Source organism: Phenylobacterium sp. P4_E10, assembly GCF_056401675.1.
The window spans coordinates 128,186-154,738 of record NZ_JBFUIW010000010.1 but is presented as its reverse complement, the minus strand read 5'-3'; the positions used below and the strand labels follow the sequence as shown (position 1 = coordinate 154,738).

The 26,553-nt window shown below is 66.7% G+C and carries 25 protein-coding genes and 1 riboswitch; of the genes, 14 read left to right on the top strand and 11 right to left on the bottom strand.

Annotation, left to right across the window (positions count from 1 at the left end):
* Positions 1 to 109: 109 nt before the first annotated feature.
* Together AC1DQJ_RS13525 and AC1DQJ_RS13520 are read right to left on the bottom strand one after the other, a co-directional pair.
* Positions 110 to 910, bottom strand: coding sequence for a LytR/AlgR family response regulator transcription factor (locus tag AC1DQJ_RS13525; protein ID WP_477604091.1), 801 nt, complete (start codon positions 908 to 910; stop codon positions 110 to 112).
* Positions 907 to 2,289 (bottom strand): sensor histidine kinase, encoded by a 1,383-nt coding sequence (locus tag AC1DQJ_RS13520; protein WP_477604089.1) that lies wholly within the window; start codon positions 2,287 to 2,289, stop codon positions 907 to 909. The genes AC1DQJ_RS13525 and AC1DQJ_RS13520 overlap by 4 nt, the downstream gene beginning before the upstream one ends.
* On the opposite strand from AC1DQJ_RS13520, the gene AC1DQJ_RS13515 reads away from it, so the two are divergent.
* Together AC1DQJ_RS13515 and AC1DQJ_RS13510 are read left to right on the top strand one after the other, a co-directional pair.
* Positions 2,234 to 4,105 carry a M1 family metallopeptidase gene (locus AC1DQJ_RS13515; protein WP_477604088.1) on the top strand — a complete coding sequence of 624 codons (1,872 nt, stop codon included), beginning with the start codon at positions 2,234 to 2,236 and terminating at the stop codon, positions 4,103 to 4,105. The two genes, AC1DQJ_RS13520 and AC1DQJ_RS13515, sit on opposite strands and share 56 nt — an antisense overlap.
* Before the next feature lie 29 nt (positions 4,106 to 4,134).
* Positions 4,135 to 4,581 carry an FKBP-type peptidyl-prolyl cis-trans isomerase gene (locus AC1DQJ_RS13510; protein ID WP_477604086.1) on the top strand — a complete coding sequence of 149 codons (447 nt, stop codon included), beginning with the start codon at positions 4,135 to 4,137 and terminating at the stop codon, positions 4,579 to 4,581.
* Here AC1DQJ_RS13510 and AC1DQJ_RS13505 read toward each other — a convergent pair.
* Genes AC1DQJ_RS13505 through hutI form a run of 5 tightly spaced genes read right to left on the bottom strand, consistent with a single transcriptional unit; the run spans position 4,578 to position 10,336 of the window.
* Positions 4,578 to 5,123 (bottom strand): HutD/Ves family protein, encoded by a 546-nt coding sequence (locus AC1DQJ_RS13505; protein WP_477604084.1) that lies wholly within the window; start codon positions 5,121 to 5,123, stop codon positions 4,578 to 4,580. The two genes, AC1DQJ_RS13510 and AC1DQJ_RS13505, sit on opposite strands and share 4 nt — an antisense overlap.
* A complete protein-coding gene (gene hutU, locus AC1DQJ_RS13500; RefSeq protein ID WP_477604082.1) occupies positions 5,123 to 6,790 on the bottom strand; it encodes a urocanate hydratase in 1,668 nt (555 codons plus the stop codon). Before hutU ends, AC1DQJ_RS13505 begins: the two co-directional genes overlap by 1 nt.
* A gap of 8 nt (positions 6,791 to 6,798) precedes the next feature.
* The gene (gene hutG, locus AC1DQJ_RS13495; RefSeq protein WP_477604120.1) at positions 6,799 to 7,611 is read right to left on the bottom strand and encodes an N-formylglutamate deformylase; all 813 of its coding nucleotides are present in this window, start codon (positions 7,609 to 7,611) and stop codon (positions 6,799 to 6,801) included.
* Positions 7,608 to 9,140 carry a histidine ammonia-lyase gene (hutH, locus tag AC1DQJ_RS13490; protein WP_477604080.1) on the bottom strand — a complete coding sequence of 511 codons (1,533 nt, stop codon included), beginning with the start codon at positions 9,138 to 9,140 and terminating at the stop codon, positions 7,608 to 7,610. Before hutH ends, hutG begins: the two co-directional genes overlap by 4 nt.
* A complete protein-coding gene (gene hutI, locus AC1DQJ_RS13485) occupies positions 9,137 to 10,336 on the bottom strand; it encodes an imidazolonepropionase (protein ID WP_477604078.1) in 1,200 nt (399 codons plus the stop codon). The genes hutH and hutI overlap by 4 nt, the downstream gene beginning before the upstream one ends.
* A 65-nt stretch (positions 10,337 to 10,401) precedes the next feature.
* On the opposite strand from hutI, the gene AC1DQJ_RS13480 reads away from it, so the two are divergent.
* The 4 genes from AC1DQJ_RS13480 to AC1DQJ_RS13465 are packed head-to-tail and all read left to right on the top strand — an operon-like array spanning position 10,402 to position 14,539.
* Positions 10,402 to 11,763 (top strand): formimidoylglutamate deiminase, encoded by a 1,362-nt coding sequence (locus tag AC1DQJ_RS13480; protein ID WP_477604076.1) that lies wholly within the window; start codon positions 10,402 to 10,404, stop codon positions 11,761 to 11,763.
* A complete protein-coding gene (gene hutC / locus AC1DQJ_RS13475) occupies positions 11,760 to 12,497 on the top strand; it encodes a histidine utilization repressor (protein ID WP_477604074.1) in 738 nt (245 codons plus the stop codon). Before AC1DQJ_RS13480 ends, hutC begins: the two co-directional genes overlap by 4 nt.
* Before the next feature lie 44 nt (positions 12,498 to 12,541).
* Positions 12,542 to 13,381, top strand: a complete 840-nt coding sequence (locus tag AC1DQJ_RS13470; RefSeq protein WP_477604072.1) for a hypothetical protein — start codon at positions 12,542 to 12,544, stop codon at positions 13,379 to 13,381.
* Between the two features lie 15 nt (positions 13,382 to 13,396).
* The gene (locus AC1DQJ_RS13465) at positions 13,397 to 14,539 is read left to right on the top strand and encodes a lipase family protein (protein WP_477604070.1); all 1,143 of its coding nucleotides are present in this window, start codon (positions 13,397 to 13,399) and stop codon (positions 14,537 to 14,539) included.
* Here the strand turns inward: AC1DQJ_RS13465 and AC1DQJ_RS13460 are convergent.
* On the bottom strand, positions 14,536 to 15,180 hold the full coding sequence (locus tag AC1DQJ_RS13460; protein ID WP_477604068.1) for a heme-binding beta-barrel domain-containing protein: 645 nt from the start codon (positions 15,178 to 15,180) through the stop codon (positions 14,536 to 14,538). The genes AC1DQJ_RS13465 and AC1DQJ_RS13460 overlap by 4 nt on opposite strands.
* 71 nt (positions 15,181 to 15,251) lie before the next feature.
* Positions 15,252 to 15,722, bottom strand: coding sequence for an Lrp/AsnC family transcriptional regulator (locus AC1DQJ_RS13455; RefSeq protein ID WP_477604066.1), 471 nt, complete (start codon positions 15,720 to 15,722; stop codon positions 15,252 to 15,254).
* A gap of 115 nt (positions 15,723 to 15,837) precedes the next feature.
* Here AC1DQJ_RS13455 and AC1DQJ_RS13450 point away from each other — a divergent pair, with 115 nt between their 5' ends.
* The 8 genes from AC1DQJ_RS13450 (at position 15,838) to AC1DQJ_RS13415 (ending at position 25,169) form a co-directional block, all read left to right on the top strand.
* Complete coding sequence (locus AC1DQJ_RS13450) at positions 15,838 to 17,037, top strand: amino acid aminotransferase (RefSeq protein WP_477604064.1); 1,200 nt, start codon at positions 15,838 to 15,840, stop codon at positions 17,035 to 17,037.
* A 1-nt stretch (position 17,038) separates the two neighbouring features.
* Positions 17,039 to 18,112: a 4-hydroxyphenylpyruvate dioxygenase gene (gene hppD / locus AC1DQJ_RS13445; RefSeq protein WP_477604062.1), complete on the top strand. Its 1,074-nt coding sequence runs from the start codon at positions 17,039 to 17,041 to the stop codon at positions 18,110 to 18,112.
* Positions 18,113 to 18,250: 138 nt separating this feature from the next.
* Positions 18,251 to 19,546 carry a homogentisate 1,2-dioxygenase gene (hmgA, locus tag AC1DQJ_RS13440; protein WP_477604118.1) on the top strand — a complete coding sequence of 432 codons (1,296 nt, stop codon included), beginning with the start codon at positions 18,251 to 18,253 and terminating at the stop codon, positions 19,544 to 19,546.
* A 12-nt stretch (positions 19,547 to 19,558) separates the two neighbouring features.
* Complete coding sequence (fahA, locus tag AC1DQJ_RS13435) at positions 19,559 to 20,854, top strand: fumarylacetoacetase (protein ID WP_477604060.1); 1,296 nt, start codon at positions 19,559 to 19,561, stop codon at positions 20,852 to 20,854.
* The gene (locus AC1DQJ_RS13430; RefSeq protein WP_477604059.1) at positions 20,851 to 21,228 is read left to right on the top strand and encodes a Rieske (2Fe-2S) protein; all 378 of its coding nucleotides are present in this window, start codon (positions 20,851 to 20,853) and stop codon (positions 21,226 to 21,228) included. Before fahA ends, AC1DQJ_RS13430 begins: the two co-directional genes overlap by 4 nt.
* Positions 21,229 to 21,371: 143 nt before the next feature.
* Positions 21,372 to 21,479, top strand: a riboswitch (SAM-I-IV-variant riboswitch).
* 46 nt (positions 21,480 to 21,525) lie between these two features.
* A complete protein-coding gene (locus AC1DQJ_RS13425) occupies positions 21,526 to 22,560 on the top strand; it encodes a threonine aldolase family protein (protein WP_477604057.1) in 1,035 nt (344 codons plus the stop codon).
* A 60-nt stretch (positions 22,561 to 22,620) separates the two neighbouring features.
* A complete protein-coding gene (locus AC1DQJ_RS13420; RefSeq protein WP_477604055.1) occupies positions 22,621 to 23,757 on the top strand; it encodes an AAA family ATPase in 1,137 nt (378 codons plus the stop codon).
* A 743-nt stretch (positions 23,758 to 24,500) separates the two neighbouring features.
* Positions 24,501 to 25,169: a response regulator gene (locus tag AC1DQJ_RS13415; protein ID WP_477604054.1), complete on the top strand. Its 669-nt coding sequence runs from the start codon at positions 24,501 to 24,503 to the stop codon at positions 25,167 to 25,169.
* On the opposite strand, the gene AC1DQJ_RS13410 is transcribed toward AC1DQJ_RS13415, so the two are convergent.
* Positions 25,166 to 25,552, bottom strand: coding sequence for a DUF202 domain-containing protein (locus AC1DQJ_RS13410; protein WP_477604052.1), 387 nt, complete (start codon positions 25,550 to 25,552; stop codon positions 25,166 to 25,168). The genes AC1DQJ_RS13415 and AC1DQJ_RS13410 overlap by 4 nt on opposite strands.
* A 169-nt stretch (positions 25,553 to 25,721) precedes the next feature.
* Positions 25,722 to 26,552: a pyruvate formate-lyase-activating protein gene (gene pflA, locus AC1DQJ_RS13405; protein WP_477604050.1), complete on the bottom strand. Its 831-nt coding sequence runs from the start codon at positions 26,550 to 26,552 to the stop codon at positions 25,722 to 25,724.
* Position 26,553 lies beyond the last annotated feature (1 nt).

Sequence of the window (26,553 nt, the reverse complement as noted above, 5' to 3'; positions counted from 1 at the left end):
TTCGCCTGCACAGCCGAGCAGGTCGTGATTGATGTCATCGTATTGATTTTCAAAGATGAACCGGTGCGGTCCATTTCAATGCGACGAACCCCGCGAGAAGCGCGACTGACTAACAGGCGGCCCTAGCGGCGGCGGAGTCCAACCTCAGTGCGGAGGCGACCCGCTTTGAATAGCTGGCGCCAACATCGATCACTGCGCCGTCCTCAGCGTGCAGGCGCATCAGATTGCGGCCGTTCCGCTCAACCCTTCGGATCGTGTCCAGTCGCACGAACGCTGAACGATGGACCCGGAGCAGCTGAGACGGGTCTAGCCGACGTTCGAGATCGCCCATGGTCGCGCGGAGGATGTGGGTCTTTGTGGCAGTGTGGATCAATGCGTAGTCGCGGGCAGCTTCGACGCGCTTAATCTGCTCGACGTCGATACGGGCGAAACCGTCCCGCTGCTTGATCCAAATCTCGGACTCGTAGCCGGCCGACGGCTGGGTAGTGGGACCTTTGACGGCTCGGAGCGCCGATTGGAGGTCCGCGAGGCCGACAGCCTGGTTCGTCTGGAGACGCCTCAACGCCCGGTGGATCGCCTCTTGGACCCGATCAAAGCGAATGGGCTTGAGAAGATAGTCCGCCGCTTCCAGGTCAAACGCCTCGGGCGCAAACTCCGCGAACGCGGTGACGAATACGACTTCGGGGCGATCGTTGGCGGCCAGCGCTCGGGCGACGGCGACGCCGCTTCGGCCCGGCATCTGGATGTCCAACAAAACCAGATCAGGCTGGAGCGCAGCGATGCATTCCATGGCGCTGTCCCCGTCCGTGGCTTCACCGACGAGTTCAACCTCGGGGGTTTGGCGGAGGCACAGCCTGAGCCGTTCAAGCGCAAGGGGTTCGTCATCGACAATAACTACGCGGATACTCATGCAGCGGCCTGTCCCATGTCGCCTTCGAGTTTGAGCGGCATTACAATCTCTGCGGTGAAGGTCTGGCCGTGCGTGAATGTTCTCAGTTCTCCCGCTACGCCGAAGAGCGCCTGCAGGCGCTGGGAGACGTTCGATAGGCCCACGCCCGTTCCGTTGGCTGCAGGCTCCAGGAGGGTCCCTCCGCCAGCGTCATTGCTCACCGAGAGATGCAGCTGCTTGTCGCGGACCTGAGCCCGTATTGAGACGGTGACCGGGTGCTTTGACCGAGCGACACCATGCTTGACCGCGTTTTCAGCGAGCGGCTGGAGCAAGAAGTGCGGCGTAAGGGCGGTGCGCAGGCCGTCGGGTAGATCGATGTCGACGATCATGCGGTCGCCGAAGCGGGCGGCCTCGATGTCCAGATAAGAGCCTATGACATCGAACTCCTCTTCAAGCACCACGAGATCCCCGGGGGCGGATGTGAGGGAAGCGCGAAAGAAGTCGGACAGACGCATCACGACCGTCTCCGCTTCCACATTGCGGCCCGATCCTATGAGAGAGGTGACCGCGTTCAAGCTGTTGAAGAGGAAGTGCGGATTGATCTGGAAACGGAGCGCCGTGAGCTGAGCTTCCTGCGCGGCGGCGGTCGCCGCGGCGAGGCGCCGTTCCTGCTCATGTACCAGATTGGTCGTGATGATTAGGCCGACCACCGTGACGTAGAGGCCATAAACCCAAATATAGATCAGGATGTTGAAGATGAACCCGGTCAGCAGGGGCGGAATTTGAGCGGGGATGTCGAACAGCGTCGCGAAGGCGACAAACGTCAAGTGGTCGATGATTGAGTGCGCGACGGCCGCGGCCACCGCACCGACCGCGATGCAGCCGATCCTGGTGCGCAGGTCGAAGCGCTGAGACCAGCGGATCAGACCATAGAGAATTATCGAGAAAGCGACGCCGATCGAAACAATGACGGCGAAGCCCGTCGTCTCCCAGACCGTAAGCCTTCCGGTCTTGAGCGCGGGCGCTTGAAAGACGACAAAGGTGAAGGCCCAAAACGCTAGGGTCAGCCGAAACGCCTGGCGTAGGTCGAGCTTCGAAGAGGGCCAGGTCGCGCGGATCATTCTGAGTTCGCAATCAAAACTTGTTCGTCGCCACTGTAATGCAAGGCGATCGGCGCCGCGGCGTTGTTCGTCGTGGAATTTCGTCGATTCATCGCATTCTCCATGCGCAATGGAAGCGGCGAGGGGGCCGTAAAGGCAAGATTTGCCAGCCGTCGGCGCTACGATGCCGCCGACTCGCGGCCGCATGCCGACGAGGCTTGTTTTCTCGGTGGGGCGTTCTTCGATGCGCGTTGTTTTGCGAGCCTTTCTTCTGGCCTCGGCGCTTTCTGCCGCGAGCATTGCGAACGCCGCGCCTCTGCCGGTGGCGCCCATCCTGACCACCTCTGAAGCGAGGGATCTGAGGTCGTTCGCACATCCACAGATCGCAAGGGTTACGCACGTCGATCTTGACCTCATCGCGGACTTCGCCGAGCAGACGATGAGGGGAACCGCCGCGCTGGACCTGCTCGCCGCGAATGGGGCCGATGAGATCATCCTCGACACCCTGGGACTGCAAATCTCGAAGATCACGAACGCTGATGGTAACGAGCTGCCGTGGACCCTCGGTGCGGGCGACAAGGTTCTCGGCGCGCCACTGACGGTGCATCTCCGCGGGGCAAAACGGATCGTCGTTCACTACAGCACGGGGCCAGGGGCTCGCGCGCTCCAATGGCTTCCCGCGTCCCTGACGTCAGGGAAGGCCAAGCCCTACCTGTTCAGCCAGGGACAGGACATCAACAACCGCAGCTGGATTCCGACTCAGGACAGCCCTGGCATCCGCCAAACCTGGTCGGCGCGGATCGCTGCTCCTGCGGACCTGACCGTGGTCATGAGTGGTGAGCGTCTCACGCCCGAGGGCGAGAAGACCGTCGATGGCAAGCGGGTCTTCCGCTTCAAAATGGACCGGCCCGTGCCGCCCTATCTGATCGCCCTGGCCGTCGGAGACCTGACGTTCAAGCCGCTCGGACCGCGGACGGGCGTCTACACCGAGCCGTCGATGATGGACCGCGCTGCCAGCGAACTCGTTGATACCGAGAAGATGGTGACGACGGCCGAGGCGCTGTACGGACCGTATCGCTGGGGGCGGTACGATGTCCTCGTCCTTCCGCCGTCGTTCCCGTTCGGGGGTATGGAAAACCCGACTCTGACTTTCCTGACGCCGACCTTCATCACCGGCGATCGGGCCAATGTGAGCCTGGTCGCCCACGAGTTGGCGCATAGCTGGTCGGGCAATCTGGTGACGAACGCTACCTGGCCAGACAGCTGGCTCAACGAGGGCTTCACCACCTATTTCGAGAACCGGATCATGGAAGCGCTGTACGGCGCGCCCCGGGCTCAAATCGAATCCGACCTCGACTGGGATGGCATGCAGGCCGACATCAAGGCCGCAGGCGGACCTACGGCCGAGGCCACAAAGCTCCACGGCGACAGCGCCGGGCAGTTGGCCTACTTCAAGGGCGCGACCTTCCTGCGGACCGTTGAAAAGACAGTCGGCCGCGAACGCTGGGACGCATACCTCCGGTCCTACTTCGATCGACACGCGTTTCAACCCCAGACCACCGCGGGCTTCCTGGCCGATCTAAGGGCCAACCTCATCAAGGGCGACAAGGCGCTGGAGGAGACGCTGCGGCTGGACAGCTGGGCCTATGGCGCGGGACTGCCTGACAACGCCGTGCACGTGAAGTCGGCCGCGCTGGCGCTGGTTGACGAGCAGGTCGCCGCATTCGTCGCTGGCAGGCCGGCGGCGCAGGTCGCCGCCTCGGCGTGGAGCACGCAGGAGTGGCTGCGCTTCCTGAACAGCCTGCCCCGCGAACTGACGAAGGCTCAGCTCGACGACCTGGACGCTGCGTTCCAGCTCTCGGCCTCATCAAACAGCTATGTGCGATCGGCGTGGCTGGAACTCACCATCGCCAATCGCTACGAGCCGGCGCTCCCCTCGCTGGAGGAGTTCCTTGGCACGGTCGGGCGCGGCCTGTTCATCCGCCCGCTCTATGCGGGACTTATGCGCCAGGGGGACTGGGGCGTTCCGATCGCCAAGAGGTTGCTCGCGCAGTCCAAACCCTCCTATCACCCGACTGTGGCCGCCTCGCTTGAGCGGATGGTCAACGGCGGCTGAGGTACTGTAATGGGGATGGCGGGGACGTCATGAGGACTGCGATCGGTTTGATCCTTGCTCTAGCGCTTGGCACGCCGGCGCTTGCGCAGGACGCGAGCGCTGCCTTCTTCGCAGACAACGCGAAGGCTGCGGGTGTCCACACGATCCCGGGCATTCAGTACAGGGTGCTGAAATCAGGGCCGGCCGACGGGTCTAAGCCGCGCCGTACCTCCACGATCAAAGTCCGCTACGAGGGCAAGTTCCTGAATGGTCAGGTCTTCGATTCCTCAAAGGACGGTCCAGAGGGCACGGCGACGTTTCCGTTGAACCGGCTCATCTCGGGATGGACGACGATGCTTCCCATGATGCGCCCGGGTGATGAATGGATCATCTGGCTGCCGCCCGAGTATGCCTATGGCGCGGCCGGCAAGGACATCATTCCGCCGAGCACACCGCTGGAGTTCCGGATCGAGCTGGTTGAAGTCCTTCCCGATTAGGCCCGCGCGAGTTCGATGACAAAGAAGGGGCCAGGGCCGAGCTGAAGCCGTTCGTTTGTGCCTGCAAGCGCCAGATCTTCGCTATGAAGCTGATGGCCGTTGATCTCGGTCGCCTCCATTGCGAGGGCGGCCAAGACCTCACAGGAATACGTGAGTTCGAGCGGGCCATCGGCGCGTCGGACCACCGCCCGAAATACGCCGCGGCGGACCATCACATTCAGATCCCGGATCGGCGCTCCCGCCAAGTCCGCTGTGCAAGCGGCGTCACCGGGGAAGGCTAATGGCGGAGAGGATTGGCTCAAAACCACGGAGTCTTCGCCCGCGATCTGCAGGTGCAGCCCGTCGCCCCTGATGACCGTCAGCACGCGATCGACGTCCGGGAACAACGAGAATGGCCCGCCTGACGCCACTTCCGCGATGCTCAGCCTCCAATCGAAGCCGTCGAACATCGCGCTGTCGGGCGAGACGGCGATTTCCCAGGTGACGCCGCCGCCGTTCTTCCAGGGCGAGGCCGTTCGATCGGCGGCGCGCAAGATCTGCATCAGTCGAGGATACCCGGCAGATCGAGGCCCTTTTTACGGGCGACATCCAGGGCGATCTCATAGCCGGCGTCGGCGTGGCGCATAACCCCGCTTGCCGGATCGTTCCAGAGCACGCGCTCGATACGCTTGGCCGCGGCTTGCGTACCGTCACACACGATCACCATTCCGGCGTGCTGGGAGAACCCCATGCCGACGCCGCCGCCGTGATGCAGCGACACCCAGGTCGCCCCTGACGCGGTGTTGAGCAGCGCGTTCAGCAGCGGCCAGTCGGAGACTGCGTCGGAGCCGTCGCGCATGGCCTCGGTCTCGCGATTGGGTGAGGCGACCGACCCCGAATCCAGATGGTCGCGGCCAATGACCACCGGCGCCTTCAGCTCACCCTTGGCCACCATCTCGTTGAAGGCCAGGCCGAGGCGATGGCGATCTCCTAGTCCGACCCAGCAAATCCGCGCCGGAAGGCCCTGGAACTTGATCTTCTTGCCGGCCATGTCGAGCCAGTTGTGCAGGTGCGCGTTGTCGGGGATCAACTCCTTCACCTTGGCGTCGGTCTTGGCGATGTCTTCCGGATCGCCGGAGAGCGCGACCCAGCGGAAAGGTCCGATGCCGCGGCAGAAGAGCGGCCGGATATAGGCCGGCACGAAACCTGGAAAATCGAAGGCGTTGGCGACCCCCTCTTCCTTGGCCATCTGGCGTATGTTGTTGCCGTAGTCGACGGTCGGCACTCCTGCCGCCTGGAAGTCCAGCATTGCCTGAACATGCTCAGCCATCGAGGCGCGGGCCGCTTCCTCGACCTGCTTCGGATCCTGATCGCGCATGGCGTACCAGCGCTCCAGGCTCCAGCCTCTCGGCAGGTAGCCGTTGATCGGATCGTGGGCCGAGGTCTGGTCCGTCAGCAGGTCGGGCCGGACACCACGCGTGAACAGCTCCGGCAGCAATTCGGCGGCGTTGCCGAGCAGGCCAACCGAAATCGGGGTCTTGTCGCGGCAAGACTGCTCGATCCAGGCGAGGGCCTCGTCAATATTGTCGGTCGAACGGTCGAGGTAGCCAGTGCGTAGCCGCATCTCGATGCTGGACGGCTGGCACTCGATGGCGAGGCACGATGCGCCGGCCATGACCGCCGCCAGCGGCTGAGCCCCGCCCATCCCGCCGAGGCCCGCAGTCAGCAGCCACTTGCCCGAGAGGTCGCCGTTGTAGTGCTGGCGGCCCATCTCCACGAAGGTCTCGTAGGTGCCCTGTACGATGCCCTGGGCGCCGATATAGATCCAAGAGCCCGCGGTCATCTGGCCATACATGGCCAGTCCCTTGCGATCGAGTTCGTTGAAGTGGTCCCAGGTCGCCCAGCGCGGGACCAGGTTCGAATTGGCGATCAGCACCCGAGGGGCGTCGGCGTGGGTGCGGAACACGCCGACCGGCTTGCCCGACTGGATCAGGAGAGTCTCGTCGTCCTCAAGGCGGCGCAAGGTCTTGACGATCTTGTCGAAGCTCTCCCAGTCGCGCGCGGCGCGACCAATCCCCCCATAGACCACCAACTCCTCAGGCCGCTCGGCCACGTCCGGATGCAGGTTGTTCATCAGCATCCGCAGCGGTGCTTCGGTCAGCCAGCTCTTGGCGGATAGTTCTGTACCGGTCGCTGGGCGGATCACGCGGGTCTTGTCGAGGCGGGTCATGGATTGTCTCAGGCTTGAGCGAAGACGAGGCACGCCTTCAGAACATCGGTAAGCGCCGCGCGCATCGGCGCGGCCTGGGTTTCGGAGTAGGGGGCGGGCCAGTTTTGCGGCGTCGGCGGCGCGGCCGGATCGTCCATGTAGCCGCGGCAAGCCAGCTCCATCTGGATGGCGTGGACGCCGTTCTGCGGTCGCCCGTAGTGGCGCGTGGTCCAGCCGCCCTTGAAGCGGCCGTTGGTCACCCGGCTGAACCGGCTCCCGTCGCAGGCCCGCTCCACGGCGTCCGTAAGCGCGGGCGCGCAACTGGCGCCGGAGTTGGTGCCGAGATTGAAGTTAGGCAACGCCCCCTCGAATAGCCGCGGGATCAGCGAGCGGATCGAATGCGCCTCATAGAGAACGACCGTGCCGTGGAGCTCACGCAGGCGGGCGACCTCGGCCTCAAGCGCGGCGTGATACGGCGCGAACCAGGTGGCGCGACGTCGGGCGATTTCGGACTCACCAGGCCCCGCGCCTCGATAGAGCGGTTCGCCGTCGAACGTCATTGTGGGGCAGAGCTCGGTGGTAGCCTGGCCCGGATAGAGCGACGCGCCTGAGGGATCGCGATTCACGTCGATGACCGTGCGGCTGATCGCGGTGCGGACAGTGGTGGCGCCCAGTTCCGTGGCGAAACTGTAGAGCCGATGAATCCACCAATCCGCGTCCTTGCGCGCCAACCATGGAGAGACTAGCTGCGCTTCGATGTCCGCAGGAATCTCGGTCCCCGTGTGTGGGAAGCTCACGATCAGCGGCGCCTCTCCACGATGAACCTCCAGCCAGCCCATCAGGCGATGTCCGGCAGCAGGGCGCCCGCCGCGGCCGCGATGGCCTGCCCGCTCCGCACCAGGGCGTTGGCCGCTTCGAGATCCGGATGGAAGTGACGGTCGTCGTCGAGGTGCGGGACATGGGCCCGCACGCAGGCGCGCACCGCCTCCAGCGCTAAGCTTGAGGTCAGCGGCGCGTGGAAATCACAGCCTTGGGCGGCGGCCAGCAGTTCGATCCCCAGCACGGCCGAGGCGTTCTCCACCATCGGCAGCAGGCGGCGCGCGCCGTGAGCGGCCATGGAGACGTGATCCTCCTGGTTGGCCGAGGTCGGAATCGAGTCGACGCTGGCGGGATAGGCCCGTTGCTTGTTCTCCGAGACCAGCGCCGCAGCCGTGACCTGGGGGATCATGAAACCCGAGTTCAGGCCGGGCTTTGGGGTGAGGAAGGCCGGCAGGCCGGACAACGCAGGGTCCACCAGCATGGCGATGCGGCGTTCCGACAGCGAGCCGATCTCGCAGACCGCCAGGGCGATCATGTCGGCGGCGAAGGCCACTGGCTCAGCGTGGAAGTTGCCGCCCGACAACGCTTCGTCGGTGTCCGGGAAGATCAGAGGATTGTCCGAGACGCCGTTGGCTTCGGTGGCCAGCGTCGTCGCCGCCTGCCGCAGCACATCGAGGGCGGCGCCCATCACCTGCGGCTGGCAGCGCAGGCAGTATGGGTCCTGCACCCGCTCGTCGTCCTTGAGATGCGAGGCGCGGATCGCCGAGCCCGCCATCAGGCCGCGCAGGGCGTCGGCGGTTTCGATCTGGCCGACGTGACGGCGCAGCGCGTGAATTCGATGGTCGAACGGCGTGTCTGAGCCCTTCGCCGCCTCCGTAGACAGCGCGCCGGTCACCAGCGCCGTCTGGAACAGACGCTCGGCCTCGAACAGGCCTGCCAGGGCGTTAGCGGTCGAGAACTGGGTTCCGTTCAGCAGGGCGAGGCCTTCCTTGGGGCCGAGCGTGAGCGGTGCGAGGCCGGCTTGCGCAAGCGCTTCCGCCGCCGGAAGGCGTGCGCCGCCCGCGAAGATTTCCCCGACACCGATCATTGTCGCCGCCATATGCGCCAGCGGCGCGAGGTCGCCTGACGCGCCGACCGAGCCTTGCGCCGGCACCACGGGCGTCAGCTCCATGGCGATCATGGCTTCCAGCAAGGCGGTGGTGGCCGGCTTAACGCCGGACGCGCCCTGCGCCAGGCTCGCCAGCTTCAAGGCCAGCATCAGCCGGATCACTGGAATGGGCGAGGGCTCGCCCACGCCTGCGGCGTGCGAAAGCACGATGTTGCGCTGCAGGGTTTCGAGGTCCGCCGCCTCGATGCGGACGCTGGCCAGCTTCCCGAAGCCGGTATTGATCCCGTAGATCGGCTCGCCCCTGGCCAGGATGCGCTCCACCGCTGCGGCGCTCTCGGCGATCACAGGCGCGGACGACGGATCAAGCTTCGCGCGGGCGCCGCGATAAATCGCGCGCCACTCGGCCAGGGTCACCGCGCCGGGGCGCATCACGACGTCGCTCATATTCCACTCCACACGCGCGCATGTAGCGGATTGAACCCCATGCGATAAACAAGTTCGGCTGGGCGCTCGATGTCCCAGATTGCCAGGTCGCAGGCCTTGCCGGTCTCCAGGGTTCCGGTCTCGGCCAGCAGGCCAAGAGCGCGGGCGGCTTCGCGCGTCACGCCTGCCAGGCACTCCTCGACGGTCAGCCGGAACAGGGTCGCGCCCATGTTCATGGTCAGCAGCAGCGAGGTGAGGGGCGAGGTGCCGGGATTGCAGTCAGTGGCCAGGGCGATAGGCACCCCCGCGGCGCGCAGTGCCGCGATCGGCGGCAGCTTGGACTCGCGCACGAAGTAATAGGCGCCGGGCAGCAAGGTGGCGACGACGCTGGCCCGCGCCATCGCGGCGACGCCTTCCGCGTCCAGGTGCTCGAGATGGTCGGCCGAAAGCGCGCCGAACTCCGCCGCCAGCCGCGCGCCGTGCAAGTTGGATAGCTGTTCGGCGTGCAACTTCACAGGCAGTCCGTGACTGCGAGCGGCCTCGAATACCCGCCGCGTTTGCTCGCGCGAAAACCCGATCCCCTCGCAGAATGCATCGACCGCGTCGGCCAGTCCCTCGGCGGCGACGGCTGGGATCATGTCGTGGCAGACGACATCGACGTAACCTTCCGGATTATCAGAATATTCCGGCGGTAGCGCATGCGCACCGAGGAAGGTCGTCCGGATACGCACGCCGCGCTGCGCAGCCAATTGGCGGGCGGCGCGAAGCGACTTGAGCTCGTGCTCAAGTGACAGCCCATAGCCCGACTTCACCTCGACGGTGGTGGCGCCCTCGGCGATCAGCGCATCCAGGCGCGGCAGGGCGCCGGCGACCAGTGCGTCCTCGCTCGCCGCACGGGTAGCTTTCATGGTCGAGACGATGCCGCCGCCGGCCTTCGCAATCTCCTCATAGGAGGCGCCGGCCAGCCGGAGTTCAAATTCGTGGGCTCGGTCGCCGCCGAAAATGAGATGAGTATGCGGATCGATCAGGCCGGGCGTGATCCAACGCCCCTGGCAATCGACGGTCTCCATGGCGTCCAGGGTGCGGGCCTCGTCGGCCGCTCCCGCATAGAGGATCCGGCCGTCACGCGCGGCCACGACGCCGTCTTCGACCTCGCCCAGTCCAGGGCCTGCCAGGGTCGCGAGCCGGGCGTTCCGCCAGATCCGATCGCATCGCATCGCCGCCTCCTTCCCTGTGCGCCCCATTATGTATAGACATATGACCGAGCAAGGAGGCTTGTCCAGTGGTCGAGAAGACGATCTGGTTTGAAAGCGCGCTGCTGGCGACTGGCTGGGCGCGTGAAGTCCGGCTCACCGTCAGGGACGGGGCGATCCTCGCCATTGATGTGGGCGCCCGGCGAGCGGCGTATGAAGCGGCCAATGGCCCAGCCTTGCCCGGTCTGCCCAACCTGCACAGCCACGCCTTCCAACGCGGAATGGCTGGTCTGGCCGAGCATCGCGGCCCCTCCGCCGACAGCTTCTGGACGTGGCGCGAAGTGATGTACCGCTTCCTCGAGCGGCTGGGGCCGGACGAGGTCCAGGCCATCGCCGCCCAGGCCTATGCCGAGATGCTGGAAGCCGGTTTCACCCGGGTCGGCGAGTTCCACTATCTGCACCACGACCTCGATGGCCACTCCTACGCCGACCCGGCCGAGATGGCGGTCCGCATCGCCGAGGCCGCTGATGAGGCCGGCCTCGGACTGACCTTGCTGCCGGTGTTCTACGCGCACTCTGGGTTCGGCGGTCTGGCGCCTACTGCTGGCCAGGCGCGCTTCATCCACGACATCGACGGTTTCGCTCGCCTGATCGAGGCCAGCCGCGCCGCTGTCGTGGGTCTCGAAGGCGCGATCGTCGGCTTGGCGCCCCACAGCCTGCGCGCCGTCACGCCCGAGCAACTCCACGCCCTCGTCGATCTGGCTGGCGACGCCCCGATCCACATCCACATCGCCGAACAAACCGAAGAGGTCGCAGGCTGTCAGGCCTGGTCGGGCGCACGGCCGGTGGAATGGCTGCTGGCGAACCTCGACGTCGGCCCCAAGTGGTGCCTGGTGCACGCGACTCACATCACGCCTGAGGAGACCGAACGCATTGCTCTCAGTCGCGCGGTCGCGGGGCTCTGCCCGATCACCGAGGCCAACCTCGGCGATGGACTGTTCCCGGCCATGGAGTTCCAGGCGCAGGGCGGCCGGCTCGGTGTCGGTTCGGATTCCAACGTCCTGATCGACGCGGCCGAGGAACTGCGGCTGCTGGAGTACGGCCAGCGCCTGTCGCGCCGAAGCCGCAACGTTTTGGCCGCCGAGACCGGCGGCTCCACGGGGGCGGCGCTCTATCGGATGGCGCTGGCCGGAGGCGGCCAGGCTATGGGCGTCGAAGCTGGACTGAAGGTCGGGGCGAGCGCCGACATCGTCAGCCTGGCGAGCGACCATCCCGCCATCGCCGGCCGCGTGGGCGATGCGGTCCTCGACAGCTACATCTTCGCCGGCCGGCGCGACCTGATCGATGGCGTCTGGCGGGCTGGCGCGAAGCTGGTCACAAATGGTCGTCACCATCGCCGGGAGGAGATTTCCGCGCGCTACCGGCAGGTCCTAGTGAAGGTGCTTTCGTGAACAAGCCGACACCGGTCGCGGAGGTCGACGCGCCCGCCGCTCTTCATCAGCGGATCCGCACCGACATCGAGGCCAAGATTCTCTCAGGCGAATGGGGCCCGGGCCACCGCATCCCGTTTGAGCACGAACTCACCGAGCAATACGGCTGCTCGCGGATGACCGTTTCCAAGGCGATTACCGCCCTGGCCGAGGCCGGCCTGATCGAGCGCCGTCGCAGGGCCGGCTCATTCGTGGCCCGGCCGCGGGTCCATTCGGCGGTTCTCGACATCCCCGACCTTCGATCCGAGATCGAGGGGAGGGGGGAGGCCTATCGCTTTGAGCTGGTCTCCTGCGTCCGGCGCGCCGCCCAAGGCTCCGATGAGGTGGAGCTTGCGGGAGGCCGCACCCTCCTGGCGCTTCGCGGGGTCCATTTCGCGGGGGGACAGCCCTTTGCGTTGGAGGATCGCGTGATCAGCCTACGAACCGCGCCGGAGGCCGCGCGGATGGATTTCTCTGAGATATCACCGGGGGCCTGGCTGCTTGAGCACATTCCCTGGACCGAGGCGGAGAACCGCATCAGCGCCCTGCCGGCGGATGCGGAAACCGCCAAGCTGCTGGCCATTCCCGCCCGCAGCGCCTGCCTGGCGGTTGAGCGCCGGACATGGCGCTCGGGAGAGGGGGTCACTCGAGTGCGCCAGCTCTTCCCCGGCGAGGCTTACGATCTGGTGGCGCGGTTCGGACCTTCGCGCAGCTGACGCCGGGTGTAGGATGCGCCAGACTCAAGTGGGCGGAGGCGTCCGTGCTGCGCGTGATCGAGGCTCTGAGCGAACCTGGAACGACGCTTAATGAAGACTGCTGGGGCCACGCCGAGGGCGCGGTCTGGGTGATGGACGGCGCGACTGGCGTCTGGCCGCGGCAGCGCTTGTCTCCGACCTCCGACGCCGCATGGCTGGTCCAGCAGGTGGATCATGCTCTACGGACCCTGCACGATCCCCTGCATGAGGCGGCGGTGGTGCTGCGCCGAGCGCTGGCGGAAGTTGGCGCACGGGCCCGCGCGCTCTGCGACCTCGACGCGGTCGCCCCCGTCGAGCTCCCGTCGGCGAGCTTCGTCGCCGCCCGTCGGCGGGGCGAGACGTTGGAGCTGGCCAATCTCGGCGACTGCACGATCCTCTGGCGTTCGGGCGCGTCCGGCGCGCGCCGCTTCGGGAGCTCCGGCGTCGCACAGCTCGATGCCGCCCTGGCCGAGGCGTTGGCGTCACACCGCGCCAATGGGCTTTCGCTCGCGCAGGCGCGGGAGGCGGTCGTGGATCTGGTGCGCAGCCACCGGGCGATGATGAACCACCCGGAGGGCTACTGGATCCTCGATCTGTCCGGCGCAGGCGTGCCGCATCTGCAGACAACGTATGTCGACGCCTCCTCGACCATCGAGGTGCTTCTGATGTCCGACGGCTTCTACCGCCTGGTCGATGTGTTCGGGCGCTATGACGACGACAGCCTGATGAGCGCGGCCATCGCCAGCGGGCTGACGCCGCTCCTGGCCGAGCTGCGTGGACTGGAAGCGATGGACGAGAGCTGCGACGCCTACTCCCGCGGCAAGACCTGCGACGACGCCACCGCGGTGCTGCTGCACTTCGACTAACGGACGGAGAAGCCCATGCGCAGCGTCGTTGCGGTCTTGCTCGGCGCAGTGCTGCTGGCGGGCTGCATGCGACCGGCTTCGCTGGAGGCGCCCAAGGCGGTCACGCTGACGCCGCTCCGCTCGATCTCGACCCTGGAGGCGCGCCTGCTACTGGCGCTATCCGGCGTGAAGGGCGTCGGCGTCCACCATGCTGTCGATATTTACCGGATGGAGTATCCCGGCCTTGCCCCCGACGGACGGCCCGTACGGCTGACCGGGCTCTTCGCCGTGCCGCGCGGCGCGCCCGCGCGGCGGCTGGCCAGCTTCCAGCACGGTACGGCGACCACCCGTGATGCGGCGCCGTCCAAACCCGACGGGACCGGCCTGGCCGCCGCCATCCTGTTCGCCGGCAATGGCTATGCGCTGGTTGCGCCGGACTACCCGGGCATGGGCGGGTCTCCCGGACGGCATCCCTACTATGTGGCGGACGCCATCGGCCCGGCGGTGGTCGGCATGATCACGGCCGCCCAGCAGATCTCGAGCGTCCCGGACGCCCCGGTGTTCCTTTCCGGCTTCTCTGAGGGCGGTTGGGCCAGCCTGGCGGCGATGCGGCTGCTCGAGGCGCAGGGCAGGTCGGTCCTGGCCGCGGCCCCGGTCGCCGCTCCGGTCGATCTGCGCGGGGTTTCGCTGCCGGCCGCGATGAAGGGCGGCTCGAAGTCCCACTCGCTCTATCTCGCCTATGCGGCCTGGGGGCAGTCGGCCTACTACGGCCACCGTCTCGACAGCGTGCTGACGCCGCAATACGCCGCCCTGGTCGGACGCCTGTTCGCTGGCGCCAAACCCGATGAGATCGTCGAGGCCCTTCCGGCCGAGCCGCGGCGGATGTTCAACCCGCAGTTTCTCGACGCCTACGACCATGGTGGAACGCATTGGTTCCTGGAGAGCTTCGCCGCCAACGGGCTGACGAAGTTCACGCCCAAAGCTCCAGTCCGGCTCTACTACGGCTCCGAGGATGCCGATGTGGTCCCGCAAGAGGCGCTCACGGCCGCGGCGGCCATGCGCGCCCGAGGCGCCGACGCCGCCGCGGTCGATGTCGGTCCGGTCGGCCACGATCCGTCGATGCTCGCCGCGGCCCCGCTGATCCTGGCCTGGCTGAAGGAGCTGGATGCGGCCCGTTAGAGGTCCAGTCCGTCCTCGCGGCGCATCAGCGGATTGCCGATCGGCTCTGCGATCTTGGTGAGGGTGTTGCGGTCGCGGTGCTGGAACAGGCCCTCCTGGCCGCGCACCGCCAGCATGGTGTCAGACACGTAGCTCCAGTCGCCGTCCTCGTGGAAGGTGATCTCCAGCCGGTAGGAGTCGGTGCGGAAGGCGTGCTCCAGGAACGCCGTCGAGACGATCCCGTGCTGGGTGTCGCCGCGTTGCGCGCTGACCACGATGCCGGTTTCGGTCGCCGCGCCACCGGCTAGCGCCGCCTGTCCGCGGGGAATGGCTAGCGATTGCAGGATCAGTCCCGTCGCCGGCTCGTACAGCCAGTAGCCAACCTGGTCGTGGAAGGTGGTCTCCTCGCCAACCGCAACGACGCGCACGTGGTAGCGCAGGCCATAGAACAGCTGCGGGCCATTGGCCTGCGGATCGATCGGCCGCATGACGATGCGCTCGACATATTCGCGCCGCTCCGGACCGTCCGCCTTGGGGTTCACGTCAAACCCCTTGCGCCCCTCCCAGACTCCGGCCAGCCGCCGCAGTGGACCCAGATTGGCCAGCCCGTCCGGATCGACGTCCTCCGGTTCAGTGAAGATGTCGTCGGGGAAGGGATTCACGGGCGGCCTCGCTGCTGATCTTCAGGTGCAGCTTTGGCGGGCGAGGACCGTAGTGGTCAAGGCGCGGAAGGCTATACCGGCATCGCCGTCGTGTACTTGACCTGGTTCAGGGCGAAGTGCGAGGCCGCCGTCGCCACGTTCGGGTGGTTTAACACGACGCCCATCAGGAAGCGCTCGTAGCCGGCCACGTCCGACACCACCACGCGCATCAGGTAGTCCCACTCTCCCGACATCGAGTGGCACTCCATGATCTCCGGCCGTGACCTGAGGAAGGCCTCGAACTCCTGCCGCGGTCCTGCTGCGTGCGATTTCATGCGCAGCTGGCACATGACGTTGACGCCCCGGCCGACCTTCTCGGCGTCGACCAGTCGCACGGACTCGCGCAGCACCCCGGCGTTCTCCAGCGCCTTGATCCGCCGCCAGCAGGAGGCCGGCGAGGCTCCCACCTGATCAGCCAGGGCAGCGTGACTCAGCGAGGCGTCCGCCTGCAGGGCGCGAAGCAATTTCCGGTCGATCTCGTCAAGTTGAAGGTCGTCTTTCATGAACCGGCCATCGCGTGAAACGTTTCACCAGAAGATTGCCAAATCGCCGTGAGATTGAAAGCCGCATATCGCGCTCCTCGCATAAAATCCTTCCGAGATTGAGGAGGTTGGTGAAATGACTGAGGTGCTCGCCCCCGTGCGGTCGCTGTTTGCGGGTCTGAAAGCCCAGGCGCCCGACCCGCTGCTCTCCCTGATCGCGCTCTATAAGAACGACCCGCGCGCGGAGAAGCTCGACCTCGGCGTCGGCGTTTATCGCGACGCTGCGGGCGACACGCCGGTGTTCGCCTCGATCAAGGCCGCTGAGCAGATCCTGCTGCAGACCCAGCCGACCAAGGCCTATCTCGGGCCGGAAGGCGACTTCGGCTTCTTGGAGGCCATTGCGCCGGTGGTGTTCGGCCAAGGTGCAGCCGGCGCCGACCTGTTCGCTGTCCAGACCCCCGGCGGCACCGGCGCTCTGCGCCTGGCGGCCGAGCTGGCAAACGCGGGCACGCCCGGCGCGCGCATCTGGATGGGCACGCCCTCGTGGCCGATCCACGCGCCGATCTTCCGCCAGGCCGGCCTCGTCGTTGAGACCTTCCGCTACTTCGACGCCGCCACCCAGCGGCTCTGCTTCGACGAGATGATGGCCGCCCTGGCCAAGGTCGAGGCCGGCGACCTCGTGCTGCTTCACGGCGCCTGCCACAACCCGACCGGCGCGGACCTTTCGCTGGAGCAGTGGGCGCAGGTCGCGGCCCTGCTGTCGGCGCGCGGCGCTGTCCCACTGATTGACCTGGCCTATCAAGGCCTCGGCGCTGGCCTCGACGAGGACGCCGCCGGCATGCGCCTGATCATGGAGGCCAGCGACGCCGCCATCGTCGCCTATTCCTGCGACAAGAACTTCGGCCTCTATCGTGAGCGCACCGGCGCCTTGTTCGTCCGCGCTCGTGGCCATCAAGACATCGTCCGCTCCAACATCCTCCAGCTCGCCCGCTGCGCCTGGTCGATGCCGCCGGACCACGGCGCTGCGGCCGCGCGGGTGATCCTGGAATCCGAAGCGCTGACCGCCCAATGGCGCGCCGAACTTGGCGCCATGCGCGAGCGCCTCAACGGCGTGCGCGCCGCCCTGGCCGAGGCTGATCCGCGCCTTGAACCGCTGCGCGATCAGTACGGCCTCTTCGCCCTGCTGCCGCTCAGCCCCGAGCAGGTCGAGGCCATGCGCCGCGATCACGCCGTCTACATGGCCGGTTCCGGCCGCATCAACATCGCCGGCCTGACCGCCGACACCGTCCAGCCATTTGTGCAGGCGCTCGGCGCCTGCCTGCAGGGAGACGCCTGACATGACCGTGACCCCGGAAAACCCAATCGGCCTCGACGGCTTCGAATTTGTCGAGTTCACTAGCCCCGATCCGGCGCGCATGACCCAGCTGATTGAGCAGTTGGGCTTCACCGCCTATTCGAAGCATCCGACCAAGGCGATCACCCGCTACAAGCAGGGCCGCATCAACCTGCTGGTCAATCTGGAGCCGACTGGCCAAGTGGCGGATTTCCGCACCGCCCACGGTCCTTCGGCCAACGGCATGGCTTTCCGCGTCGCCGACGCCAAGGCCGCCTATGAGCTGGCCCTCTCGCGCGGCGCCAAGCCGGCCGACGCCTCGGCCTCGGCCCTGCCGGACGCCTATGTGCTGGAAGGCATTGGCGGCTCGCTGCTCTATCTGATCGACCGCTTCGGCGACAAAGGCACGATCTACGACGCCTGGGAGCAGATCCCCGGCGCCGCCATGGCCGAGCTCAAGAACAGCGTTGGCCTCGACCTGCTCGACCACCTGACCCACAACGTCAAGCGTGGCCAGATGCGCACCTGGTCGAGCTTCTACAACCAGATCTTCGGCTTCGAAGAGCAGAAGTACTTCGACATCAAGGGCCAGGCGACCGGTTTGTTCAGCCAGGCAATGATCGCGCCCGACAAGGCCATCCGCATCCCGCTGAATGAGAGCCAGGACGACAAGTCCCAGATCGAAGAGTTCATCCGTGAGTACAACGGCGAGGGCATCCAGCACCTGGCCTTCACCACCGCCAGCATCTTCGAGACGGTCGAGGCCCTGCGCGCCCGCGGCGTGAACCTGCAGGACACCATCGAGACCTACTACGAGCTGGTCGACAAGCGCGTCCCCGGTCATGGCGAGGATCTCGACCGCCTGCGCAAGAACCGCATCCTGATCGACGGCAATGTCGGCGACGAAGGCATCCTGCTGCAGATCTTCACCGAGAACCTGTTCGGCCCGATTTTCTTCGAGATCATCCAGCGCAAGGGCAACGAAGGCTTCGGCAATGGCAACTTCCAGGCCCTCTTCGAGTCCATTGAGCTCGATCAGATCCGTCGCGGCGTCATCAAGGTCGATGCGGCCCAGTAGGAGCCGCAGGGCCCCTCAGTCAGCCTATGGCTGACAGCTCCCCCGGCGGGGGAGCATCTTGAGGGACCAGTTCCTCCCCCACCGGGGGAGGTGGCGCGCGCAGCGCGACGGAGGGGGAAACCGGCCGTGGAGAAGACCATGCCGCTGAACTACATGTCCGGCTTCGGCAACAGCTTCGCGACCGAGGCGGTCGCCGGGGCTTTGCCTGTTGGCCAGAACTCGCCGCAGAAGACGCCGTTCGGCCTGTTCGCCGAGCAACTATCGGGCAGCGCCTTCACCGCGCCGCGCCATGAGAACAAGCGCTCCTGGCTGTACCGCCTGCGCCCGACCGCAAGCCATTCGCCGTTCGCCCCCTTCATTGGCGGCAAACTGCTGCGCTCAGGCCCGTTCGACGAGGTCCCGCCCAGCCCCAATCGCCTGCGTTGGGACCCGCTGCCGCTGCCGACCGAGCCCACGGATTTCGTCGACGGCCTGACCACCTACGCCGGCAACGGCGACGTCTCGGCCCAGGCCGGCATCGCCATCCACCTCTACGCCGCCAACCGCTCGATGCAGAGCCGGGTGTTCTGCGACGCCGACGGCGAGCTGCTGATTGTCCCGCAGGAGGGCGGCTTGCTACTGGCCACCGAGCTCGGCCGCATCGAGCTGTCGCCTGGCGAGATCGCGCTGATCCCGCGCGGGGTGCGCTTCCGTGTTGAGCTGACCGGTCCGGCCGCCCGCGGCTATGTCTGCGAAAACTATGGCGAGAGCTTCCGTCTGCCGGAACTCGGCCCCATCGGCGCCAACGGCCTAGCCAACTCCCGCGACTTCCAGACCCCCGCCGCCTGGTTTGAAGATCGCGACGAACCTACGGAAGTCGTTCAGAAATTCCAGGGTGGCCTGTGGGCTACGACGCTGGATCACAGTCCGCTGGACGTCGTCGCCTGGCATGGGACGCTCGCGCCCTGCAAGTACGACCTCGACCGCTTCAACACCATCAATACGGTCAGCTACGACCACCCGGACCCGTCGATCTTCACCGTTCTGACCTCGCCGTCCGAGATCCCCGGCACGGCCAACTGCGACTTCGTGATCTTCCCGCCGCGCTGGATGGTGGCCGAGCACACGTTCCGCCCGCCGTGGTTCCACCGCAACGTGATGAGCGAGTTCATGGGCCTTATCCATGGGGCCTATGACGCCAAGGCCGGCGGCTTCGCCCCGGGCGGCGCCTCGCTGCACAATTGCATGAGCGGCCATGGTCCAGACCGCGAGAGCTACGAGAAGGCCGTCGCCTCCAACCTCGCGCCGCACAAGATCGAGAACACCATGGCCTTCATGTTCGAAAGCCGCTGGGTGATCCGAGCCACGAAGTTTGCCGTCGAAACCCCGCTTCATCAGCTCGACTACGACGACTGCTGGGCCGGCTTCGCCAAGGCCCAAGTTCCCTCTTCCTGAGTTAAGCGGCACATGATTGACGAGACCCACGACCCGGCCCTGACCAGCTGGGTCGCGAGCGCCAACGGCCACCCCGATTTTCCGATCCAGAACCTCCCGCTCGGCGTCTTCTCGCCAAACGCCGGCGCGCCGCGCGGCGGCGTGGCGATCGGCGACCTGATCCTTGATCTTTCCCTGGCGGCGCGCTCGCCGCTGCTGACCGGCGAGGCCAAGGCCGCGGCCGAGGCCGGGGCGGGTGCGACGCTCAACCCGCTGCTGGGCCTGGCCCCGACCGCCCGGCGCGCGCTGCGCCGGCGGCTGTCGGAACTGCTGGCCATGGGCGCGCCCGACCGCCCAGAGGTCGAGACCTGGCTCTACCCGGCCGAGGCCTGCGCCCTGCACCTGCCGGTCGCCATTGGCGACTACACCGACTTCTACGCCGGCATCCATCACGCCCTGAACGTCGGCCGCCAATTCCGGCCCGACAACCCACTGCTGCCGAACTACAAGCACGTGCCGATCGGTTATCACGGCCGCGCCTCGTCGATCCGCGCCTCCGGTGCGGCGGTGCGCCGGCCCAGCGGTCAGAAGAAGGCGCCGGACGCCGAGGCGCCGACCTTCGGCCCATCGGCCCGCCTGGACCTGGAGCTCGAACTCGGCGTCTGGATCGGCCAGGGCAATGAGCTCGGCCAGCCGATCCCGATCGGCGAGGCCGGTTCGCACATCGCCGGCCTCTGCCTGCTCAACGACTGGTCGGCCCGGGACCTGCAGGCATGGGAATACCAGCCGCTCGGGCCGTTCCTGGCCAAGAACTTCATGACCACCATCTCGCCATGGATCGTCACGGCCGAGGCGCTGGCTCCGTTCCGTATCGCCCAGGCCCCGCGGCCCGACGGCGACCCGTCCCCGATGGGCTACCTGTGGGACGAGGCTGACCAGGCGTCGGGCGCCTACGCCGTGGAGCTCGAGGTGTTCCTCGCCAGCCGCCAGATGCGCGAGCAGGGCGCCTCGCCGCTCCGCGTCTCCCAGAGCGCGGCCAGCCACCTCTACTGGACCGCCGCCCAGATGGTCGCCCATCACACGGTCGGCGGTTGCGACCTCAATCCCGGCGACCTGCTCGGCACCGGCACCATCTCGACCCCGGACGATGCCGGCCTCGGCAGCCTGTTGGAGCTGACCCGCGGCGGGGCGCAATCGATCGTCTTGCCCGGCGGGGAGAGCCGCACTTTCCTGCAGGACGGCGACGAGCTGTCCATCTCGGGCCGCGCCCACGCCGAGGGCTTCGTCTCCATCGGCTTTGGCCCCTGCAGCGGCGTCGTCCAGGGGTGAGTGAGGAATCGCCTCATCTCGCGGCGCGGCTCTTCAAGACGCCAGCCGGCGTGCGGCTCGGCCCGCTGGAACTGATCGCCGACGGCGCCGCCCGCAATTTCGTGCTGCAGATCGGCGAGGCCTACTTCCACGGCTTCGCCGTCCGCCGGGGCGGGCAGGTGAGGGGCTATGTCGACCGCTGCCCGCACGCCGGCCTGCCGCTGGCCCAGAAGCTCGACGACTATCTGGCGCCGTCCGGCGAACTGATCGTCTGTTCCTGGCACGGCGCGCTGTTCGACATTGACAGCGGCGAGTGTGTCGGCGGCCCCTGCGCCGGTGCGCGGCTGACGCCTTGGCCGCTCACCCTTGAGGACGGGTTCATTCGTACGGCCTGATCTGCGGCGAATGAAATTGCTTCCAGCGCCGCTCACGCGAGGCCGAATTGCGCCGCGCCCCGCGTGTCGGCACGATGCGTCCTCCGATTTCCATGTGTGCGGCAAGACTTGCCAGCGGTGATGCTTCCCGCTACCCAGCATCCAACTAGCATCAAGAGTTTGAGCTGACGCTCAAACGCCAACCTGCTCCCGAGCAAGGTGGCGCCTCCACAAGGAGGGATGTGGCCGGTCCGGCAACCGAACGGGACCTCAAGCCTCATGCGTCGGATCGGCTCCCATTCGAGAGACGAGGGGCGCATGTCCAACATCCAGCAGTTCGCCAGCGACAACTACGCCGGCATTTGTCCGCAAGCCTGGGCGGCCATGGACCAGGCCAACCGGGGCCACGCCCCGGCCTATGGCGAGGACCCGTGGACTCAGGCGGCCGCCGACGGCTTCCGCGCCCTGTTCGGCGCCGATTGCGAGGTGTTCTTCGCCTTCAACGGGACGGCGGCCAACTCGATGGCCTTGGCCGCGCTCTGCCAGTCCTACCACAGCGTGATCTGCGCGGAATCGGCCCACGTCGAGACCGACGAATGCGGCGCGCCGGAATTCTTCTCCAACGGCTCCAAGCTGCTGGTCGCGCCCAGCCCGGACGGCAAGCTGACCCCGGTTGCGATCCGCGAGATCGCCGGCAAACGCAGCGACATCCACTATCCGAAGCCCCGGGTGGTCACGATCACCCAGCCGACCGAGACCGGTCAGGTCTATTCGCCGGAGGAGGTGCGGGCGATCTCCGCCGTCTGCCGCGAACTGGGCTTGCGCCTGCACATGGACGGCGCCCGTTTCGCCAACGCCTGCGCGCACCTGGGCTGCGACCCTGCCGAGATCACCTGGAAGGCCGGGGTCGACGTGCTCTGCTTCGGCGGCACCAAGAATGGCATGGCCGTCGGCGAGGCGATCCTGTTCTTCGACCGCGCCCTTGCGGAGGACTTCGACTACCGATGCAAGCAGGCCGGCCAGTTGGCCTCGAAGATGCGGTTCCTGGCCGCGCCTTGGACCGGTATGCTGGAAGGCGGAGCCTGGCTCTCCAACGCGGCCCACGCCAACGCCTGCGCCGCGCGGCTCGTGGCTCAGATCGAGGGCTTGCCGGGCGCCAGCCTGATGTTCCCGGTCCAGGCCAACGCTGTGTTCGTCGCCGCGCCTGAGGCGGCGCTCGAGCGGTTGCGGGAAAAGGGCTGGCGTTTCTACACCTTCATCGGTGGCGGAGCGCGGTTCATGTTCTCCTGGGACGCCGACCCCGGCCGGGTCGACGCCCTGGCAGACGACATGCGCGCGGCGTTCGCAGGGTAGTCGTTCTCCCCGCGCGATCCTGCTATCCCTGGTCGCATCGCCTCCCGGGAAGACCGCCCCTTGCTACGCGTCCGCGAGTTCTCAGCCGTCGGCTATCGATCGCTAAGGAAGATCGTCTGCCCGGTCAGCGATCTTGAGGTGTTCGTCGGTGGCAACGGCGTCGGCAAGACCAACCTCTATCGCGCCCTGGAGCTGATCCGGGCGGCGGCGAACAATACGCTCGGCCTTGAGTTGGCTCAGGAAGGCATGGCCTCGGCCTTCTGGGCCGGGGTGCGGCGCGGGACCGGCCCGGCGCGGATCGAACTGGAGGTCAGCCTCTCCGATCCTGGCGCGCGCGGAGTCTATCGCTATCACGTCGAGATCGGCTTCCCCCCGCGCGAGGCCGCGCCGGCCTTCGAGCTCGAGCCGCAGATCAAGCTGGAATGGCTCTCCTATGACGGGGGCGGGCGCCAGGTGCGTCTGATCGATCGTCGCGGCCCGTCCGTGATGGCCCGCGACGAGGTCGGTCGCCCGGTGGAGATCGACATCGACCTGCTGGCCTCCGAGACCATCCTCGGGCGGCTGGAGGATCCCAGCCGCTACCCCATGCTCGATATGGTCCGCCGCACCTTGCTGGAGTGGCGCTTCTATCACGACCTGCGCACCGACGCCGGCTCGCCCCTGCGTCGGCCGTGCCCGGCGGTGGCGACGCCGACCCTCGCCTCCGACGGCTCCAACCTGGCGGCGGTGTTCGCGACCCTGGCCCACATCCGCCAGGACACCTACGACCTCGATACGGCGATCGCCGAGGCCTTTCCCGGCGCCCGGCTGATCGTCCCGCCCCCGGAACGCAGCGCCTCGTTCGGCATGTTGTTCAGGGAGTTCCCCAACCGGCTGTTCGAGCCGGAGGAATTGTCCGACGGCACCTTGCGGTTCCTAGGCTTGGCCGGAGCGTTGCTGGCCTATCGCCTGCCGCCGTTCATCGCGCTCAATGAGCCGGAAGCCAGCCTGCACCCGGACCTGATGCGGCCACTGGCCCGGCTGGTCACCCGCGCGGCCGAGCGTTCGCAGATCTGGCTGGTGACCCATTCCCAGGCGCTCGCCGAAGCTATCGCCGAGGCGGGGACCGGCAAGGTGCGCACGGTCCAGAAGCGTGACGGCGCGACCTGGATCGAGGGGCTAAGCCTCACCGGCCGCTTCATCGACGAGGACGACTAGGTCAGCGCCTCTCGCAATCTATGCCCTGGCGATTCTACCCGCGAAGCTCGTGACGTGGCGGCGGTGATGGCCTCAGGGCGATCCGGCGCCTGGAGGTGCGGCGCCAACCTAGGGAGCGGGTGGGGTGAGGCCGTGACCGCAGGGAAAATTCCCAGTCCGACCACGGCGCGACGGGTCCGCCTCGGGGCAAGCGCCTGATGGCTGGCGTCGCCGCCCCATGGGAGAGGGTGACCGGGCAAGGCGCGATCCGGCCAACGGTAAGCGCGCCTTGCCATCGCGGCGGGTGGCTGGTCGCCACGACGTCGAGGGCGCCTCGTCCTCGGCTGTGCTGCCGTGCGCGACATCCTCTCAGGGTTTGACCTGATGCCCGAGGCCCCTGAAAACGGGCCCCTCGGCTCATGTGGTCGAGCCTACGAGGGGCGCGGCCGCTACCGCTGGGGTCTCGATGCGAGCGCGTCGCAAGAGTTGATCCCAATTGGAGCGTAATTACGGGTTGTATCGCCGTAGCTGGCGCGGTTCCGGTCGGCCGCGACGCGCCGCCCCGTTGGGGTCGCCGTTGGCGTTCCTCAAATAGAAGTTGTGAGGGTGCTGCGGCGGCGCGCGCTGGGCGCAGCGAGCTCCGCCAATCTGCGGAATATCGGCCTGGCTAGGAGAAGTGTTCGTGCGCGAAGGCTTGCTTCTCAGTATTCACCCCTAAGGACATTGTGGGTGGCCTGTGTAGTATTGGCGCAGGAGACCCAAACATGATCACCATGAAATCGCGGATTGGCGCCCGAAGATTGGGCGTCGTGCTTGTGGATGACCACGAAGTGGTGCGCAAAGGCGTCCGGGCTCTGATCGAGACGATGCCAGATTGGGTGATCTGCGGCGAAGCGGCCGACGGGCTTGCGGCCCTGGAACTGGCCAAGGAAGTCCGGCCGGATCTGGTCGTCCTCGACATCTCCATGCCGAAGATGAGCGGTCTGGATGTGATCGTGGAGCTCCGGAAAGCACTCCCCGCCACTGAAATTCTCGCCATGACCATGCACGATAGCGAGCGGATCGTGGCCCAGGCGCTGATGGCCGGCGCGCGTGGGTACATCCTGAAGAGCGAGAGCGGCGAGAAACTGCTCGAGGCCATGACCGCCTTGTCGCGCCATCAGACCTATTTCTCCTCGACGGTCTCCGAGGCCCTGCTGCAGTCGTACCTGAGCGCGCACATGGCGCAGCAGCACGTCAGCCTGACCCCGCGGGAACGGCAGATCGTCAAGCTCGTGGCCGAAGGAAGCAGCAACAAGCAGATCGCCCACGCCCTGCAGGTCAGCATGAAGACGGTGGAAACCCATCGGGCCGCGGCAATGCGAAAGGTCGGCGCCAGGTCATCGGCCGATCTCGCGCTCTACGCCGCGCGGAACGAACTTGTTCAGCTCTAGGCCGGCGTCATACCCGTCAGGATTGAAAGCAGCGCCCACAAGCCGGCGACCAGCAGCGAGATCGCCAGCACGAAGCTCGGCGCTGCGCTGTATCCGTGCAGGCGATCCTCCACATTGCCGAGGCCGATGTCGGGATAGCGGGCTCTGATCCTCAGGCGCAGCCTGGCCTGATTGTAGATCCCCATGGCCAGGAAGAGCAGGCCCAGGCAGAGCAGCACTAGGCCAAGGCGCCGGGCCGTTCGGCTGGAGTCCGCGACATCGTTGAAGAAGGCGTTGATCGTAAATCCGAAGCCGATCAGCGAGATCGAAGTCTGGACCATCTGCATCATCAGGCGGTCGGCGTCGATGAGCTCGCGATCCCGTTCCTGGGCACGTGGGTTCACCGGGGGCGGGACTTCCCTAGGTTCTGGTCGTGCGACTGGCGGTTTCATGCCGCGCCCCTAGTCCATGGATGTGCGGATCGCACAGGCGGGCAACGTCACGGGGTTCCTGGTGAAAGGGATATCAGGTGAAATCCGGGCTTCCGGCAGCGAAGCCTTGTAGGCGGCTGCCTCAATAGGCCTCAAGTCCGGCGGCCCGGAACTGATCGATCGCACGGGCGATTTCAGCCGGCGAGGGCGGTGGCGTCTCCGCGAGCTTGTAGTCGAGCCCGAGCCGCTCCCACTTGAAGCGACCCATCTGGTGGAACGGCAGGATCTCGACCCGTTCGACCACGCCAAGCCCGGCCGCGAACCCGGCGACCTTGGCGATCTCTTCCGGATCGTCGGTGAGTCCGGGAACGAGCACGTAGCGCAGCCACATCGGCCGCTTCAGTGCCGCGAGGCGGCGGCAGAACTCGAGCACCTTGGCGTTGTCGGTCCCGGTGACCCGCCGGTGCTGCTCGGGGGTGAAGGCCTTCATGTCGAGAATGACCAGATCGATGGTCCGGATCTCGTCGTCCGACAGGCGCTCGCCGTAGAGGCCGTTCGTCTCGATGGCGGTGTGGACGCCCATCTCCTTGCAGGCGCGAAACAGCCGGGTGGCGAACCGGTGCTGCATCAGTGGCTCGCCGCCGGAGAGGGTGAAGCCCCCGCCCATCACCTTCAGCGCGTTTGCATACTTGCGCAGTTCCTCCACGGCCTGCTCGACGGTGACCGCCATGCCGTTCGAGAGGGTCCAGGTGTCCGGGTTGTGGCAGTATTGGCAGCGAAACATGCAGGAGGTGGTCCAGGCGATCACCCGCACGCCCGGCCCATCCACGGCCGAGCCGGTGGTGAAGGAGTGGACAAAGCCGATGTCGCCGGACTTCAGGGCGGATCGGACGTCGACTTCCGGAACCTCCTTACTGAGGTCGACCCTGAGTTCGAACGGGCTATCGGCCTCAAGCGGCGGGGGTTCGGGCAAT

Excerpts from the sequence above, each read along its gene's own strand:
- AC1DQJ_RS13525 (WP_477604091.1), bottom strand. The coding sequence starts at position 910 with ATGAGTATCCGCGTAGTTATTGTCGATGACGAACCCCTTGCGCTTGAA.
- AC1DQJ_RS13515 (WP_477604088.1), top strand. The coding sequence starts at position 2,234 with ATGCGCGTTGTTTTGCGAGCCTTTCTTCTGGCCTCGGCGCTTTCTGCC.
- AC1DQJ_RS13520 (WP_477604089.1), bottom strand. The coding sequence starts at position 2,289 with ATGCTCGCGGCAGAAAGCGCCGAGGCCAGAAGAAAGGCTCGCAAAACA.
- AC1DQJ_RS13510 (WP_477604086.1), top strand. The coding sequence starts at position 4,135 with ATGAGGACTGCGATCGGTTTGATCCTTGCTCTAGCGCTTGGCACGCCG.
- AC1DQJ_RS13505 (WP_477604084.1), bottom strand. The coding sequence starts at position 5,123 with ATGCAGATCTTGCGCGCCGCCGATCGAACGGCCTCGCCCTGGAAGAAC.
- hutU (WP_477604082.1), bottom strand. The coding sequence starts at position 6,790 with ATGACCCGCCTCGACAAGACCCGCGTGATCCGCCCAGCGACCGGTACA.
- hutH (WP_477604080.1), bottom strand. The coding sequence starts at position 9,140 with ATGAGCGACGTCGTGATGCGCCCCGGCGCGGTGACCCTGGCCGAGTGG.
- hutI (WP_477604078.1), bottom strand. The coding sequence starts at position 10,336 with ATGCGATGCGATCGGATCTGGCGGAACGCCCGGCTCGCGACCCTGGCA.
- AC1DQJ_RS13465 (WP_477604070.1), top strand. The coding sequence starts at position 13,397 with ATGCGCAGCGTCGTTGCGGTCTTGCTCGGCGCAGTGCTGCTGGCGGGC.
- AC1DQJ_RS13455 (WP_477604066.1), bottom strand. The coding sequence starts at position 15,722 with ATGAAAGACGACCTTCAACTTGACGAGATCGACCGGAAATTGCTTCGC.
- AC1DQJ_RS13450 (WP_477604064.1), top strand. The coding sequence starts at position 15,838 with ATGACTGAGGTGCTCGCCCCCGTGCGGTCGCTGTTTGCGGGTCTGAAA.
- hppD (WP_477604062.1), top strand. The coding sequence starts at position 17,039 with ATGACCGTGACCCCGGAAAACCCAATCGGCCTCGACGGCTTCGAATTT.
- hmgA (WP_477604118.1), top strand. The coding sequence starts at position 18,251 with ATGCCGCTGAACTACATGTCCGGCTTCGGCAACAGCTTCGCGACCGAG.
- fahA (WP_477604060.1), top strand. The coding sequence starts at position 19,559 with ATGATTGACGAGACCCACGACCCGGCCCTGACCAGCTGGGTCGCGAGC.
- AC1DQJ_RS13425 (WP_477604057.1), top strand. The coding sequence starts at position 21,526 with ATGTCCAACATCCAGCAGTTCGCCAGCGACAACTACGCCGGCATTTGT.
- AC1DQJ_RS13415 (WP_477604054.1), top strand. The coding sequence starts at position 24,501 with ATGATCACCATGAAATCGCGGATTGGCGCCCGAAGATTGGGCGTCGTG.